The 14,851-nt window shown below is 65.8% G+C and carries 12 protein-coding genes; 7 read left to right on the top strand and 5 right to left on the bottom strand.

Annotated features, from left to right (window positions below; all coding sequences use genetic code 11):
• The first annotated feature begins 78 nt into the window (after positions 1-78).
• The 3 genes from selA (at position 79) to LQ788_RS19430 (ending at position 4,260) form a co-directional block, all read left to right on the top strand.
• Positions 79-1,497: an L-seryl-tRNA(Sec) selenium transferase gene (gene selA, locus LQ788_RS19440; RefSeq protein WP_231443898.1), complete on the top strand. Its 1,419-nt coding sequence runs from the start codon at positions 79-81 to the stop codon at positions 1,495-1,497.
• Between the two features lie 5 nt (positions 1,498-1,502).
• Complete coding sequence (gene selB / locus LQ788_RS19435) at positions 1,503-3,317, top strand: selenocysteine-specific translation elongation factor (RefSeq protein ID WP_231447491.1); 1,815 nt, start codon at positions 1,503-1,505, stop codon at positions 3,315-3,317.
• 334 nt (positions 3,318-3,651) lie between these two features.
• Complete coding sequence (locus LQ788_RS19430) at positions 3,652-4,260, top strand: hypothetical protein (protein ID WP_231443896.1); 609 nt, start codon at positions 3,652-3,654, stop codon at positions 4,258-4,260.
• Positions 4,261-4,311: 51 nt separating this feature from the next.
• On the opposite strand, the gene LQ788_RS19425 is transcribed toward LQ788_RS19430, so the two are convergent.
• The gene (locus tag LQ788_RS19425) at positions 4,312-5,142 is read right to left on the bottom strand and encodes an aminoglycoside adenylyltransferase domain-containing protein (RefSeq protein WP_231443894.1); all 831 of its coding nucleotides are present in this window, start codon (positions 5,140-5,142) and stop codon (positions 4,312-4,314) included.
• Positions 5,143-5,342: 200 nt separating this feature from the next.
• On the opposite strand from LQ788_RS19425, the gene LQ788_RS19420 reads away from it, so the two are divergent.
• Positions 5,343-5,933 carry a hypothetical protein gene (locus LQ788_RS19420; protein WP_231443892.1) on the top strand — a complete coding sequence of 197 codons (591 nt, stop codon included), beginning with the start codon at positions 5,343-5,345 and terminating at the stop codon, positions 5,931-5,933.
• A gap of 84 nt (positions 5,934-6,017) precedes the next feature.
• Positions 6,018-6,566, top strand: a complete 549-nt coding sequence (locus LQ788_RS19415; RefSeq protein ID WP_231443890.1) for an NlpC/P60 family protein — start codon at positions 6,018-6,020, stop codon at positions 6,564-6,566.
• A gap of 109 nt (positions 6,567-6,675) precedes the next feature.
• Here the strand turns inward: LQ788_RS19415 and LQ788_RS19410 are convergent, their stop codons facing one another.
• From LQ788_RS19410 to LQ788_RS19400, 3 genes are all read right to left on the bottom strand, one after another.
• Entirely contained in the window at positions 6,676-7,923 is a 1,248-nt protein-coding gene (locus LQ788_RS19410) for a M20 family metallo-hydrolase (protein WP_231443888.1), read from the bottom strand.
• A gap of 111 nt (positions 7,924-8,034) precedes the next feature.
• Positions 8,035-9,690 carry a thiamine pyrophosphate-dependent enzyme gene (locus tag LQ788_RS19405; RefSeq protein ID WP_231443886.1) on the bottom strand — a complete coding sequence of 552 codons (1,656 nt, stop codon included), beginning with the start codon at positions 9,688-9,690 and terminating at the stop codon, positions 8,035-8,037.
• Positions 9,691-9,811: 121 nt separating this feature from the next.
• Complete coding sequence (locus LQ788_RS19400; RefSeq protein ID WP_231443885.1) at positions 9,812-11,143, bottom strand: MFS transporter; 1,332 nt, start codon at positions 11,141-11,143, stop codon at positions 9,812-9,814.
• A 161-nt stretch (positions 11,144-11,304) separates the two neighbouring features.
• On the opposite strand from LQ788_RS19400, the gene LQ788_RS19395 reads away from it, so the two are divergent.
• Positions 11,305-12,474: a PucR family transcriptional regulator gene (locus LQ788_RS19395; protein WP_231443883.1), complete on the top strand. Its 1,170-nt coding sequence runs from the start codon at positions 11,305-11,307 to the stop codon at positions 12,472-12,474.
• A gap of 153 nt (positions 12,475-12,627) precedes the next feature.
• Here the strand turns inward: LQ788_RS19395 and LQ788_RS19390 are convergent, their stop codons facing one another.
• Complete coding sequence (locus LQ788_RS19390; RefSeq protein WP_262908363.1) at positions 12,628-12,996, bottom strand: MerR family transcriptional regulator; 369 nt, start codon at positions 12,994-12,996, stop codon at positions 12,628-12,630.
• A 263-nt stretch (positions 12,997-13,259) separates the two neighbouring features.
• On the opposite strand from LQ788_RS19390, the gene LQ788_RS19385 reads away from it, so the two are divergent.
• The gene (locus tag LQ788_RS19385; RefSeq protein ID WP_394801319.1) at positions 13,260-14,783 is read left to right on the top strand and encodes a SulP family inorganic anion transporter; all 1,524 of its coding nucleotides are present in this window, start codon (positions 13,260-13,262) and stop codon (positions 14,781-14,783) included.
• Positions 14,784-14,851 lie beyond the last annotated feature (68 nt).

The following is a 14,851-nucleotide window of genomic DNA, read 5'->3' as shown; positions in this document are numbered from 1 at the left end:
TCGTCGCCGTCGCGGCACCTGATACCTCGGAGTTCGCGTCCGCAGCAGGGCCCGACCGCAGTGAAGGAGAACGCAGTCTTGGTCGACACGGATCCGCGGCGCAGCATCCCGCGCACCGATCATCTCCTCGCCCTCCCCGAGGTCATCGCCGCAGGTGAGAGCCGGAGCCAGGCGACAATCAAAGCGATTATCTCTGAAGCTCAGAGCGCCGCTCGTGCCGGTGACATCCCCGTCGCCGAGGTGGCCCCCACCGTCATCCGCAACGTGACCACCCGTTCGGCCTCCTCCCTGACCCCGGTGCTCAACGCCACCGGAATCATCGTCCACACCAACCTCGGCCGCGCCCCACTGTCTGCCGCAGCCAAACAGGCCGTGGCCGAGGCGAGCGGCTATGTCGACGTGGAGATGGACTTACAGACAGGGAAGCGCAGCAAGCGTGGGACCGGCGCAAAGCAGGCACTGCTGCGCGCCTGCCCCCGCGCGGAGGACGCCCTGGTCGTCAACAACGGTGCCGCCGCGCTGCTGCTCGCCGTCACCGCGCTGCGCGGTGACAACGTGCTCGCTGACAATCCGGCGAGTGAGATCATCATCAGCCGCGGGGAACTCATCGAGATCGGTGCCGGCTTCCGCCTGCCCGACCTCATGGCGACGACGGGCTCACGGCTGCGGGAAGTCGGCATGACGAACCGCACCCACCTCGACGACTACGCCCAGGCCATCACCGGCCAGACGGCGAGCCTGCTCAAGGTCCACACGAGCAATTTCCGGGTCGAAGGCTTCACCTCCTCCGTCGAGATCGCGCAGCTGCGTGAACTCGCCGACGAACACGGACTCCCACTCATCGCCGATCTGGGCAGCGGACTCTTCGAGCCCGTCCCGGCGCTGCCCGACGAACCCGACATCGCCAGTGCGCTCGCCGCCGGAGCCGACGTCGTCATCGTCAGCGGCGACAAACTCCTCGGCGGCCCGCAGGCCGGCCTCATCCTCGGCCGCAGCGACGCAGTGCAGCGCATCGCGAAACACCCCCTGGCCCGGGCCATGCGCACCGACAAGCTCACGCTGGCGGCAATCGAGGCCACGGTCGCGAACACCGAGAACCCCGTCCAGGAAGCCCTGCACATCGACGTCGATCGCCTTCAGGAACGCACCGAGCGCTTTGCAGAGCTTGCCTCCGGAGTCGTCGTCGCGCACGACGGCCGCGTCGGCGGCGGGGGAGCCCCTGGTGTGCCGTTGCCTGGTTGGGCCGTCGAACTGCCTGAGTACTTCGCCGCGGAACTTCGCAAGGGTGACCCGGCCATTGTCGCCCGGGTTCACCAGGGACGATGCCTCATCGACCTGCGCTGCGTGCCCGAAGTCGAGGACCAGCGGATCGTCGACGCAATTGCCCGCATTCGAGGAGCCGACCTCGTCGATATCGAACCGGGCGATGACAGCAGGCTCCTCGATCGTCTCAAGCACCACCTCGGCGACGGTGACGAGGACTCTTCAGAACAATGACCACGATGTACGTCCTCGCGACCGCCGGCCACGTCGATCACGGGAAGTCCACCCTGGTGGGAGCCCTGACCGGGATGGAACCGGACCGCTGGGCCGAAGAGAAGAAGCGGGGTCTGACGATCGACCTCGGCTTCGCCTGGACGACCCTGCCTTCGGGCCGTGAACTGGCCTTTGTCGACGTCCCCGGGCATGAGAAGTTCCTCGCGAACATGCTCGCAGGAGTCGGCCCAGCCCCCATCGTGTGCCTCGTCGTCGCCGCAGATAAGGGGTGGCAGGCCCAGTCAAGTGACCACCGCGACGCGATCACCGCGCTGGGCATCACGCGCGGCCTCGTCGTCATCACCCGCGCGGACATCGCCCCGGACTCGGTCGCAGCGACAAAATCCCAGGTCAGAGCCGAACTGCGAGGCACGCCGCTGGCCGATGCTCCCGTGCTCACGGTCTCGGCGACCAACGGGGACGGCATCGACGAGCTCATCGCAACATTGGACCAGGTCACCGCCGAGGCACCTGCCCCCGATTCCGATGCCCGGCTGCGGCTGTGGGTCGACCGTGCCTTCACCATCAAGGGCGCCGGCACCGTGGTCACCGGCACGCTCACAGCCGGAACCCTGCGCACCGGGGACCGTCTGCGCCTCGTCGGGGAGACCTCGGACGAGGCGACGGCCGTCCGCGGCCTGCAGAGCCGGAACTCCTCCGCCGAGGTGGTCGCCCCCAGCACCCGTGTCGCCGTGAATCTGCGCGAGGTCGCCGCCGACGACATCCACCGCGGCGACGCTCTCATCAGCGACGATGCGTGGCCGATCGTCGAGGTCATCGACGTGCGCCGAACCATGGGCCAGCCCCTCGACGAGGGCGTGCACGGGCTCATGCTCCACATCGGGACCGCCGCGGTCCCGGTCCACTTGCGACCTTTCGACGGCGACCACGCCCGCCTCACGCTCGAACGCCCGCTGCCATTGCAGGTCACGGACCGGATCGTCCTGCGCAGCCCCGGCAGCCGCAACGTCTACGCCGGAGTCGTCGTCCTCGACGTCGACCCACCCGAACTCAGCCGCCGCGGTGCCGGCACCAGGCGAGCCCGTGAGCTGGGAGGTCGTCCGGAGACCGGAGACATCCTCGCCGAGGTGGCCCGCCGGGGAGCCGTCGAACGTGCACAGCTGCTCCGGTTCGGTCTGAGCGTGCCCGAGGACCTACCTGAGGCAGTGGTGAATGAGACCGGGGGATGGCTCGTGCACCGGCCGACCCTCGAGAACTGGGTGGAAGCGGCCGCGACCATCGTGAAAGCGAAGCTGGCGGAAGAACCCTTGGCGGCCGGTGTTCCCGAGAAGGCACTGGCTGAAGACCTGCGCCGCCTCGACCCTCCGCTGCCCGGTGACCACAATCGCGAACTCGTCGCCGCGATCGTCTCTCGCGCAGGCCTGGAGACGGTCAAGGGCATGGTCCGACCGCCCGGACATTCCGCGGATCTGGGCCCTGCCGAGGCGGGCGTCGCCGAGGTGGAACGACGCTTGGCGGCCAACCCCTTTGCCGCACCTGAGGCTGATGACCTGCGAGAACTTCGTCTGGGAGTGCGGGAGCTTGCTGTCGCCGAGTCTGCGGGACGACTCCTGCGCCTCGGCGATGGTGTGGTTGTGTCACCACGGACACCCGCACAGGCGATGCGACTGCTTGCGGGACTGGACCAGCCGTTCACGACGAGTGCGGCCAGGCAGGCTCTGGGCACCACTCGACGCGTCGTCATACCCCTGCTCGAATACCTCGACGGTCGCGGTTGGACCCGCCGAATCGACAACACCTCACGCGAGGTCGTGAGATAGAAGAACGGCCGCCTGAATAGAGCCTGACTCGAAGCTGCGAACGACCCGGTGGGCAGACCGAGACCCGGGTCACGGGTGCATTCGGGCGCCGCATGGTGCCGCGGGGCATCCAGCGAATTCTGAGCTGATGATCACGATTCGCTCCCGATTCGTTGCGGCGAGACTGAGTCACCTATGAGCCTCTCGCCATTGAACCGACTTCCTGCGTCCGACAGTGTTGTGTGAGGCGATTACCGGAGCATCCCTGCGCCGAAAGCAGGAGACAGATGTGGACCGGACCTAACCAAGACGCCGTCAGGGCAGCTCGCCCGATCCAACATGAAAGTGAGAACAGATGAAACGCGTGCGCACATTCGCGGTGACTGCACTGTCAGCTGCCGTCATCGCAGGGGGTCTCTCCCTGGCCGCGGCAACCTCGGCCTCGGCCGATCCGATCTCAGGAGCCGTCGACCAGCCGAGCGCGAACGCCTCGGACGCCGGTCAGGGCCCAGGTGCCGGCGCAGCTGTGGGCATCGACGATCCGGACGAGCTCAGCTCCGAGCAGATCGACAATGCCCGCACCATCATCGGCGTCGGCAAGGGCGCGGACCTGTCGGAGAAGGCCCAGACGATCGCCGTGATGACCGCACTGCAGGAATCGAGCCTACAGAACCTCGACGGCGGGGACCGGGACTCCGTCGGAGCGTTCCAGCAGCGCCCCTCGATGAACTGGGGATCGGCTGAGCAGGTGGAGGATCCCGTCTTCGCTTCGAAGTCGTTCTATGGAGTCAATCCCGACAGCCCCAACCCGGGCCTCACCCAGATCGACAACTGGGAGACCATTGACCCGGGCCAGGCCGCGCAGGACGTGCAGTCCTCGGCCTACCCTGACGAGTACGCGAAGTGGGAACCGCTGGCCGCTCAGCTCGTCGACGACAACCAGGACGTCGACGACATCGACTGAGTCGAGGACCTTGCCCGGCTCCCAGCCACCTCGGCGCCGGGATCGATCTGCTCAGGCTGGCGGGTGAGACCGTCTGGCCTCGGCAAGCATCGTCTGCATCGCCTCCGCAGTGAGCGTCCTCCAGTACTCTCGCGGCGGCTGGCTCGGAATCGTGTCGTGTCGCACTCGTGCAAGGGCCACCTTGATGATCGGAGCGTGCACTGGGAACGCGTCTGCCGCGTACCTCCCGGCGGCCTCCTTGCTGATGATCTTCCCGGTCACAAGCGTGTGATGCATGCGGGCCGGACCCAGTAGGCACCATTCCACCTCACTGGCGGAGAGCCTCCGTTTCCCAGACCCAACACTCCTGGCCAGCGGAGCCCAATATTCGTCGAGGTTGCGCGCCACCCAGTCACGGAGACCATCGGGCTCCGGGTCCAGGCCCCAAGTGGAAACGTCATCGCCGCGGACGGAGATGCCTCCGTCGACGAGTTCCTTCCAGATCACCGGATTGACATCGAAGGCGCCGTGAGGATCGAAGATCTCGCCGACGTGGGAAGCGATCGGCCGGATTCGGGTGACCGGCTGCCCGGCTTCGGACTCCCAGACGAAGACGGTGTTGCAGCACGCGCTGACGCCACGCCCACGTGCGGCCCTCACTGCCAGGCGGGGCAGCTGCGAAAGGTGGAGAAGCCGCAATCGCGCCATGAGACCGCGGTGGCCTCGCCACTCATCGCTGACGATGGCAGCAAGGTCGATGTCGCTGCGACCTGGCCGGTAGGCATCGAGGGCGATAGAACCGCCCACGGCACAGGCAGTGATCGCGCCCGGCAGCAATCGGTCGGCAGCACGCAGATAGGAATCGATCGCGAATGCGGCATCTTTGGGCAACATGAGGTCCATGCGCCAAGGCTACTTCGCAGGGTCGAGTTTGATTCTGGGACGAGGACTGTTCAACTGCCGTTGAGTCAGCATTCGTTGCGCCCAGCCTCCCCTCTCCGTCAGGGTGGAGTGTGAGCGAAACCACAGCCTAACCTGTGGAATCAGAGAGGTAGGAACCCCATCCGAACCTATCGCTCACAACCCCAGGAGAGTCAGAACAGATGAAACTCAAGCGAGCCTTCGCAGTGACAACCCTTTCAGCCGTCCTCGTTGCAGGTGGCGCCTCGATGGCGACCGCAGCATCGGCGCAGCCGAACTCCCCAGCTCCCGAAGCCTCCCCGTTCACCAGCAAAGCGCTCGAAGGCGGTAAGGTCCCCAGCACCCAGGACACTACTCAGCTCAGCCAGACACAGATCGAGAACGCACGCATCATCATCGCTGTAGGCAAAGGTGCTGAACTCTCACAGCAAGCTCAGAAGATTGCCGTCATGACCGCGCTGCAGGAGTCGAGCCTGCTCAACCTCGATGGAGGTGACCGTGATTCTGCCGGTCTGTTCCAGCAGCGTCCCTCCGTCGGGTGGGGCACCTTGGCACAGGTGACTGATCGCACCTACGCAACGAAGGCCTTCTACGGAGTCAATCCTCTGTGCCCGAACCCAGGACTCCTCCAGATTCAAGGGTGGGCCACGATGGACCCGGGCGCAGCGGCTCAGGCAGTTCAGCGCTCGGCCTACCCAGATGCATACGACAAATGGGAGACACTTGCCGCCGAGCTCGTCGCAGACAACCAGGACGTCGACGCGATCGCCTGAGCGAAACGCACACGCTGAATCGCATTCTGAATAGACGAAGACACATTCCGAAGCAGCAGAGACACGTTGAGAAGGGAAGATCTCATGAAGGTGACACGCACACTCGCAGGCACTGCACTGACCGTCGGACTCCTTGCCGGCAGCACCGCCGTGATCGCCACGCCCGCCCGGGCAACACCGGAAGCCGGATCGCAGAACCAGACACAGCAGTCCGAAGATGAACGCCGCGAAGTGATCATCGATCGAGCGCAGACCTGGGTTGATCAGGAAGTTCCGTACGACATGGCCGGCTATCACCCCGACCCGCAGGGCAACGAGTATCGGACGGACTGCTCCGGCTTCGTCTCCATGGCCTGGGGCCTGGACGCGAGCGAGAACACGGTGACCCTGCCGAACTTCGCCGAGACCATCGACAAAGAGGATCTCAAGCCGGGAGACGTGCTGATGAAGGGCGGTCCGGGCACAGAGGGCGCCAATGGGCACGTCGCCATCTTCAACGGGTGGGCCAATGACGAGCACACCGCCTACCACGGCATCGAAGAGGGCGGATCGACCGGAACCGTGGCTCGGGAGATCTCCTACCCCTACGACCAGGACGACGCGTTCGTGCCGTACCGCCTCAAGGGTCTGTGACCGCTTCCGACTCAGCGGTTACTAGCAGGCCAGCGGGCGCGCAATGCGCCGCAGCGTGTACCTGGCCGCGCCGGGGTCACCACACCTGGTCCGCTGCGGCGGCGCGTCGTCACCCCAGCGCGCCACAGGCCAGCCGTCGCACAACCTCGGTGAGGTGGTGCAGTCCGGAGACGAGGTCCTCGTCCTTCGTGAATTCCTGCAGGCTATGGGAGACCCCGCCGACGCTGGGCACGAAGAGCATGACCGTGGGCACGGCGTCCTTCATGTTCGTCGAGTCATGTCCGGCCACAGTCATCACCCTCGCCGAGGTGAGTCCCAGGTCCTGGGCCGCTGACCGTGCCAGCTCGACCCCGTCCTCGGAGTACGGGTTCTGATCCCAGCTGTGTTCGGCGACGATCTCGATGTCGACCCCGACCTCCTCGCGGACCCGGGCGACCGTGGACATGAGCGAATCGTGGGCAGCGGCGATCACCTCGGCGCTGGGGGAGCGCAGGTCGAGGAGCAGGCCGACCTCACTCGCGACGACGACGGGGGAGTTGGGATAGACGTTGAGCTCACCGCACGCGGTGTGCAGCGCACCCGCATCGAACTCGTCGACGAGCTCACGGGCGGCCACGACCAGACGGGCGGCACCGAGCAGGGCGTCGCGGCGGTCGCTCATCAGCGTCGAACCACTGTGGGCTTGTTCCCCGGTGACCCGGAACTCGTACTTGTGAGCGGCCCAGGTGGCGTTGACGAGGCCGATCGTGACCCCGTCCTCTTCCATGCTGCGGCCCTGCTGGACGTGGATTTCGGCATATGCCGCGATCTCGGGCGCGGTGAAGTCACCACGTTCATCGATCGCGTCGAGCGCCTCGGCTACGGTGACACCATGCGGGTCGGTCGTGGCCAGAGCAGCCTCGAGTTCGGCCTTGCCGGTGAAGACATTGCTGCCCATCATCGACGGCTTGAAGCGCGAACCCTCTTCGTTGAACCAGTTGATGACGGCGAGGTTGTATCTCGCCGTCGACGGATCCGCACGCAGCTCATCGGCGATCGCGAAGCATGCGTGCGCCGAGGACATGACGCCATAGGCGCCATCGAAGCGCCCGGCGGTGGGTTGTGAATCCATGTGCGAGCCGGTGAGGATGTACGGGGCGCCGGGGACGAGTTCGAGCAGCCCGAACTGGTTGCCGATCGCATCCCGGTGAACGCTGAACCCGTGCTTCTCCAGCAGCTCGGCGAACCATTTGCGCTGCTCACCATCGGCGGCGCTCGCCGCCTGCCGGTCGACACCGTTCGTACCCTCGACGGCTCCGAAGCGAGAATGCAAGGACCAGTCGGCGAGGAATTCGTCGTCCCGGTCAGCCTGCGTCATCGCTGGTGAGAAAGCTGGATTTGGCGAGTTAGGTGTGTGCGAGTCGGGAGTCTGCGTCACTGTTCGTCCTTTGCAAAGGTCTGGGGATGGTCGTGGGTGTTCGAGGTTTCGTCAGGCCGAGATCTCGTCGGCGGACGGGGGCATGAGCTCGGAATCGATGAGGACATGGACGAGCGCTGGACCATCAGCGGCCAGAGCCCTGTCGAGGGCAGCCTCGAAGTCCTCGGTCCGCTCGACGCGTTCGCCGTGCCCGCCGAACGAGGACATCCAGGTCGCGAAGTCGGGATTGACCATCCGGGTGCCCGAAGGACGGCCGGGATAGTGGTTGACCTGGTGCGCGACGATCGTGCCGTATACACCGTTGTCGACGACGATGATCAGCGGACTCGCCCCATGGGCAAAGGCCGTCGCCAGCTCCTGGCCGTTCATGAGGAAGTCCCCGTCACCGCAGACCGCAACAGCCCGACGCTCCGGGAAGACGAGCGAGGCTGCGACCGCACCGGGAACGGCCAGACCCATCGCACCATTGCGGGCGCCGACGAGGCTCGCGGGCTGACGGTGTCGGATGAAGCGGTGACCCCAGATCGTGGCATTGCCTGCCCCGTACGTCAGGACGGCTTCCCCGCCGAGGCGGTCGTCGAGGATTCCGAACGCCACCCCGAGATCGACGCCGGTGCGAGGGACGGCCCCGGCCACCTCGGCGTCGGGACGGTGTGCGGCGACCTTTGACTGCACATCGGAACAAGAGGTCATCCACGCATCTGTGCGTTCATTGCGCAGAGCAGAGGCATCGATCGAGGTCAGCGCAGTGACGAAGCTGCGCGGTGAGGCCAGGATCTGCTGGTCGATGCGCCCGGCGTGCTGCGTTGCCTCCGGGTCAAGGCCGACAACGACGGTCTCTGCGTCGAAACCGCGCGAGTAGCCATCGCTGGCGACGTCGGACCGGGTGGCACCGACGAACACGAGCAGGTCGGCGTCGCCGTAACCAGCAGCCACCACCTCGGCGCGGCCATAGCCCAACCAACCGGCCCAGGCGGGACCGGTGTGGGGAACGGCATCGTAGGCGCGCCAATCGCAGAAGACCGGAATCCCCGCCGAGGCGGCCAGGTTGAGCAGGTCCTGCCCGTGGCCCTCGTGCCAGCCGTCCCCACCGAAGACGAAGGCAGGCTTCGCGGCTGCGGCGATGCGCGTGGTCAGCGACTCAAGGTCCGCGGCCGAGGGCTGCGGTTCGGCAATCGGTGCAGGCTTCGTGTCCGGTGCCTCGGTCATGCGTACGAGGACGTCCTCGGGCAGGCCCACCACCACGGGTCCGGGGCGACCGGAGGCCGCGATGCGCAGGGCTTCGGCGGTGAGCTCACCGGCGCGATCCTTATCATCGACGATGATGACCTTCTTCGCCGTCGAGGAGAACCATTCGGCCAGGCTGAACTCCTGGAAGGACTCCCGAGCACGATCGGCGATGGGCACGAGTCCGACGAAGAGGACGAGCGCGGTGGCGTCCTGGTAGGCGGTGTGCACGGAGATCATCGCGTTCGCAGCTCCCGGGCCACGGGTGACCATGGCGATTCCGGGGCGGCCGGTCAGCCGCGATTCGGACAGCGCCATGAACCCGGCACCGCCCTCCTGGCGGCACACGACGGTCTCGATCGAAGAGTCAAAGAGCCCGTCGAGGACGTCGAGGTAGGACTCACCGGGAACGGCGTAGACCCGCTCGATTCCGGCGTTCTCCAGGGTGTTGACGATGTGGTGACCGGCCGAGCGGGACATGCGCGTGGGTCCTTTCACGAAGGTGGGTGCGGGTGCTGGTGGTGTTCGTGCGGGTGGGTGAGGTGACGCTGGCGCGGGTGGTCGGCCGTGCCTACGGCCGACCACCCGCGGCGAGCGTTGCTCAGTGCTTGAAGCCGGGCAGGTCGACGCTCAGACGCGGCGCAATGGCTCCGGCGAAGGCCGTGAACAGGGACAGGAAGGCGAGCATCGCAGCGGCCGGCCACCAATGATTGGCCGCCGAGGCGACGAACCCGGTGGCAAGCAGCGGAATGAAGCCCGAGAGCATGCCGGCGACGTTCTGCGCCAAGGCGACACCGGTGTAGCGGGTGCTGGCGGGGAACAGGCCGGTCATCACGGTGCCCGATGCGGCGTAGGGCAGCGACAGTGTGCCGACGGCCAGGGTCATCGCGATGACGACGAGGACCGGGTTGCCTGAAGCGAACATGATGAAGGCAGGAACAGAGACCACCGCCGAGGCGATTCCACCCCAGAGGATGACCTTGCTGGCTCCGTACTTCGTTCCGAGAGCCCCGCCCCAGATGAGGCAGAAGATCTCGACAGCGGCGGCGACCATGCTGCCCAGCAGCAGGAGCGAATCGTCGTAGCCGAGGACGTTGACGCCGTACCAGACGCAGAACGCGGTCACGAGGTAGAAGCCGCCGACGCCGAGGAGGGCCGCGGCCATGCCGACGATGATCTGCTTCCAGCTGTCGCGGAAGGTGGTGCGCACGGGGCTCTTCTCGAGTTCATCGGCCTCCTCGAGCTGACGGAAGACCGGTGACTCCTCGAGGCGGCTGCGGATGTAGACGGCGACGAGGAGGAGCGGGATCGCGACGAGGAACGGGATGCGCCAGCCCCAGGAGTTGAAGCTGTCCTGAGACAGCAGCAGTGTCATGACGAAGAAGCCGCCGGAGGACAGGATCGTGCCGATGGGCGAGCCGATCTGCGGAATCGCGGCGTAGCGTGCGCGCAGGTGAAGTGGGGCGTTCTCGACGACGAGGGTCATGGCGCCCGACCATTCGCCACCGACGAACAGGCCCTGCAGGATGCGCAGAAGCACGAGCAGCACCGGGGCTGCGAAGCCGATGGCGGCGTAGGTCGGCAGGGCACCGATGAGGCCGGTGACGATGCCGATGCCGACGATCGTGACCATGAGGACCCGACGGCGACCGAGCTTGTCGCCGATGCGGCCGAAGATGAGACCGCCGATGGGGCGTGCGGCGAGACCGACGCCGAAGGTGGCGAAGGACGCCAGCGCAGCAGCGGTCGCATTCTCGCTCGTGAAGTACTGCACGTTGAAGACGAGGGCCGCAGCGGCACTGAAGAGGAAGAAGTCATACCATTCGAGCGCGGTGCCCAGGAGGGCTCCGAGCGCGACCTTATTGGCATCCTTGATGCTGAGTTCATGCGTTGCGGAGTACTCCGCGGCAGCTGTGGGGTCGTTGTGGCTCATGTGTCTCTCCATCGAGGTCAGGGCTGGGTCGGCAGGGCAATCTGCCGAGAGGGCATTCAACCTGTAACTTAGAACACTACAGAGTGGGATCGCACGATTTCGAGCATCTTTTGCCCCGGGATCTCTGTCGCTGATTGTGCATCTGCACATAGTCTAGGACGATGCCTCCACATCACGAGAGACAGCTCAAAGATCAGCCCCTGCCGGGTGACCGGCGGCGCTGGATCGAGCTCCTCGACGCCCTGGATCTTGAGGAGCTCACCGACCGGTTCATGTTCCGAGTCGTCAGGGTCCCCGGCTACGATCCAGCCCCGATTCCGGTCTCGGAACTGAAGCGGACGGGGCTCATCTCATTCCAGTCGCTCGTCGAGGGGCTGCGCGCCGGCGGCTTCGACGGTCCGGTGGCGGTGTCCACGGAGGTAGGGGTCTCCCGCGCCCGCGCAGGAATTCCGCTGGAGGCCCTGATGACGGCGATCCGGCACGACTTCAACGTCCTGTGGGAGGCTCTGACCCGGGTTGCGACGCAGGATGACGCTGAACTCGTCATCCGACACACCGGGATCGTGCTCTCCACGGTCGACGAATACGTCTCCCAGGTCCAGCAGGCCTACGCGGCAGAGCAGCAGCGGATGCGGGAAGAGGAGTCTTCGGTTCGGCAGGGACTCATTGCGGGGCTGTTCGACGATCACAACCCCACGGACGAACGACTGTCCACGATCGCCTCGGCGCTGGGCCTCGACCCGGAAAGCCCACTGCTCGTCGTGGCCGCGCGCGGTGAGGACACCTCGGCGCTGCGAGTGCTCATCTCCGAACATGAGCGCGCAGGTGGGACCATGTTCACGCACCACCTCGGCGATGTGCTCATTGCCTTCACTCGCTCGCCGGAGCTCTCGGGTTCACGATTGCAGGCGACGGAACACCGCCTCGCCGAAGCGCGGGTGGGTTTGGTCAAGGCGCCTGGAATCGGATCCCTGCGCAGGTCAGCGCTGACCGCACGGGATCTGGCGCAGCTGCTCACCACTGATGAGGTGGGGGCGATGACCTGGGAACGCGGCTGGGCCAGACTGGCCGCGCAGGCACTGAACGCCGCCGGGAACTCCATCGTCACCGACGTCGAACGAGCGCTCGCCGTCTGCGGCGCGGCCGAGCGCGAACGACTCGTCGAGGCGGTGCACACCTATCTGCGCTCGGGCAGCATCGGGGAGAGTGCCGCCGAGCTGTTCTGCCATCGCAATACCGTGGCCAACCGCCTGCGCCGCTTCGCCGACCTGACGAGTGTGGACCCGATGATCCCCGCCGAGGCGGCCCGGCTGGTCGTCGGGTGGGCGTGAAGCCTGCTGGGCTGGGCGAGTATGTTGGAGCTGGGCGAGTACGTTGGCGCAGGATTCGCGACCGCTGGCCGCAAATGCCCAGGGTGCGCATTTGTGCGCGACTCCTGCATGTTTGGTCAGCGAGTGCCGAGGTGCTCGGCTGACCGTCGCACCTCAGCCGAGGCGATCGCGGAGGATGCCGAGGAACTCGTCGGCGCGCTCGACCTGGCGGGCGAGTTTCTCCCGTCTGGCATCGGCATCGTCGAGCAGTGCCAGCAGAGTGCGCCGAGCCTCCTTCCGCTCCTCGTCGGGGAAGTCGCCTTCCAGGATGTCGAGATGAGCCAGCAGTTCGCCCATCTCGGCGGTGGAATAGCTGAGAGCCTTCATGCGGCGAATCGTCATCAGGCGTCGGAAGTCCTCGTCGGTGTAGACGCGGAAACCGCCCTCGGTTCTACCCGTGGCGGGGATGAGGCCGATGTCTTCATAGTGGCGCAGCGTTCGTGAAGACAGTCCCGACTTCTCGGTCATCTCGCCGATGTGCATCCCTCGAGCCCTCTCGTCGCCTGTGATTTCGTCACGCCTTTCTGCCGCCTGGCTGCGGTATCGCTCTGGTTCCACCGTGCGGCTATTGCCGCGCAGCAACCACCACACGGACCGGTTTGCACCAACCTTAACGCAACGTTAAGGTTGAGCTCGAACTCTGACGTTTCGTGAAGGTTCGTGACGGCCTGCAGCCGACAGTTCGCAGCCGACGATTCACACTCCCTGCATCGTCTCCCATTCCTCCCTGTTCGTAGGAGAATCCTGTGTCCACCACTCTGCCCCCAGACAGTGCACAGCACTCCGCGACGCCGGAAGAGCGCCAAAGTGTGCTTCGGACGCTGAAGCGACCCGGGTGGCTCAAGACCGAGATCCTCGGCGGACTCGTCGTCGGACTGGCGCTCATTCCGGAGGCGATCGCCTTCTCCGTCATCGCCGGAGTGGATCCGCGCGTCGGGCTCTTCGCGTCATTCACGATGGCAGTGACCGTGGCGATCCTCGGCGGACGCCCTGCCATGATCTCCGCGGCGACCGGCGCAGTGGCACTCGTGATCGCACCACTGGTGGCCTCGCATGGCACCGACTACTTCATGGCCACCGTCATCCTGGCCGGCGTGATCCAGGTGATCCTGGCGCTGGTCGGCGTGGCACGCCTGATGCGTTTCATTCCGCGCCAGGTCATGGTGGGATTCGTCAACGCCCTGGCCATTCTCATCTTCATGGCCCAGGTGCCCGAACTCATCGGCGTTCCGTGGCTGGTCTACCCGCTGTGCCTGCTCGGTCTCATCATCGTCTTCGTCCTCCCGCGCTTCACCTCCATCGTGCCCGCACCACTGGTCGCCATCGTCGTCCTGACTCTCCTCGTCGTGACCTTCGCCTGGGATGTGCCGAATGTCGGGGGCAAAGGCGAGCTGCCCGAGTCTTTGCCCAGCCTCCTCATTCCGCACGTGCCGCTGACCTTCGAGACTCTGCAGATCATCGCCCCGTACGCGCTGGCGATGGCCCTCGTCGGCCTGCTCGAATCCCTGATGACGGCCAAACTCGTCGACGATGTCACCGACACCCGTTCGAACAAAACCCGTGAGTCCTGGGCACAGGGTGTGGCCAATATCGTCACCGGCTTCTTCGGCGGCATGGGCGGCTGCGCGATGATCGGCCAGACCATGATCAACGTGAAGGCCTCGGGAGCTCGGACGCGGCTCTCGACGTTCTGTGCCGGAGTCTTCCTGCTCATCCTCGTCGTCGTCCTCGGCGACATCGTCGCGCTGATCCCCATGGCCGCGCTGGTCGCCGTCATGATATTCGTCTGCTGGGCAACCTTCGACTGGCACTCCATCCGCCCCAGCACTCTCAAGCGGATGCCGAAGTCGGAGACCACGGTCATGCTGGTCACCGTCATCGCGACCGTCTGGACGAACAACCTGGCGATCGGGGTGATCCTCGGCGTGCTCGTGGCGATGGTCGCCTTCGCCAATCGTGTGGCACACTTCGTCAGCGTCAACCGCGAAATCGTCGACTCGGAGGGGAAACTGAGCGCCCGTTACACCGTTGACGGCGAGCTGTTCTTCGCCTCCTCCAACGACCTGTACACGATGTTCGACTACGCCGAAGATCCCGAGCACGTCATCATCGACATGCACCAGTCCCACCTCTGGGACGCCTCGACGATCGCAGCCTTGGACTCCGTGACCGATAAGTATGAGCACTACGGCAAGCACGTCGAGATCGTCGGACTCAACGAGGCCAGTGCCAGAATGCGTGCCCGCCTCGGCGGTCAGAGTCCTTCGTAGCTCTGGCCGTGCGGTCCGTTCAGCGCGATCGCCTCATCGTCGACGGCGATGCCGAATCGTCCCTCGGG

This window comes from Brevibacterium zhoupengii, assembly GCF_021117425.1.
Classification (GTDB): domain Bacteria; phylum Actinomycetota; class Actinomycetes; order Actinomycetales; family Brevibacteriaceae; genus Brevibacterium; species Brevibacterium zhoupengii.
The sequence above is the reverse complement of the archived record's forward strand: the minus strand, read 5'-3'. Positions and strand labels throughout refer to the sequence as shown.

Excerpts from the sequence above, each read along its gene's own strand:
- selB (WP_231447491.1), top strand. The coding sequence starts at position 1,503 with ATGTACGTCCTCGCGACCGCCGGCCACGTCGATCACGGGAAGTCCACC.
- LQ788_RS19430 (WP_231443896.1), top strand. The coding sequence starts at position 3,652 with ATGAAACGCGTGCGCACATTCGCGGTGACTGCACTGTCAGCTGCCGTC.
- LQ788_RS19425 (WP_231443894.1), bottom strand. The coding sequence starts at position 5,142 with ATGGACCTCATGTTGCCCAAAGATGCCGCATTCGCGATCGATTCCTAT.
- LQ788_RS19420 (WP_231443892.1), top strand. The coding sequence starts at position 5,343 with ATGAAACTCAAGCGAGCCTTCGCAGTGACAACCCTTTCAGCCGTCCTC.
- LQ788_RS19415 (WP_231443890.1), top strand. The coding sequence starts at position 6,018 with ATGAAGGTGACACGCACACTCGCAGGCACTGCACTGACCGTCGGACTC.
- LQ788_RS19410 (WP_231443888.1), bottom strand. The coding sequence starts at position 7,923 with ATGACGCAGGCTGACCGGGACGACGAATTCCTCGCCGACTGGTCCTTG.
- LQ788_RS19405 (WP_231443886.1), bottom strand. The coding sequence starts at position 9,690 with ATGTCCCGCTCGGCCGGTCACCACATCGTCAACACCCTGGAGAACGCC.
- LQ788_RS19400 (WP_231443885.1), bottom strand. The coding sequence starts at position 11,143 with ATGAGCCACAACGACCCCACAGCTGCCGCGGAGTACTCCGCAACGCAT.
- LQ788_RS19395 (WP_231443883.1), top strand. The coding sequence starts at position 11,305 with ATGCCTCCACATCACGAGAGACAGCTCAAAGATCAGCCCCTGCCGGGT.
- LQ788_RS19390 (WP_262908363.1), bottom strand. The coding sequence starts at position 12,996 with ATGCACATCGGCGAGATGACCGAGAAGTCGGGACTGTCTTCACGAACG.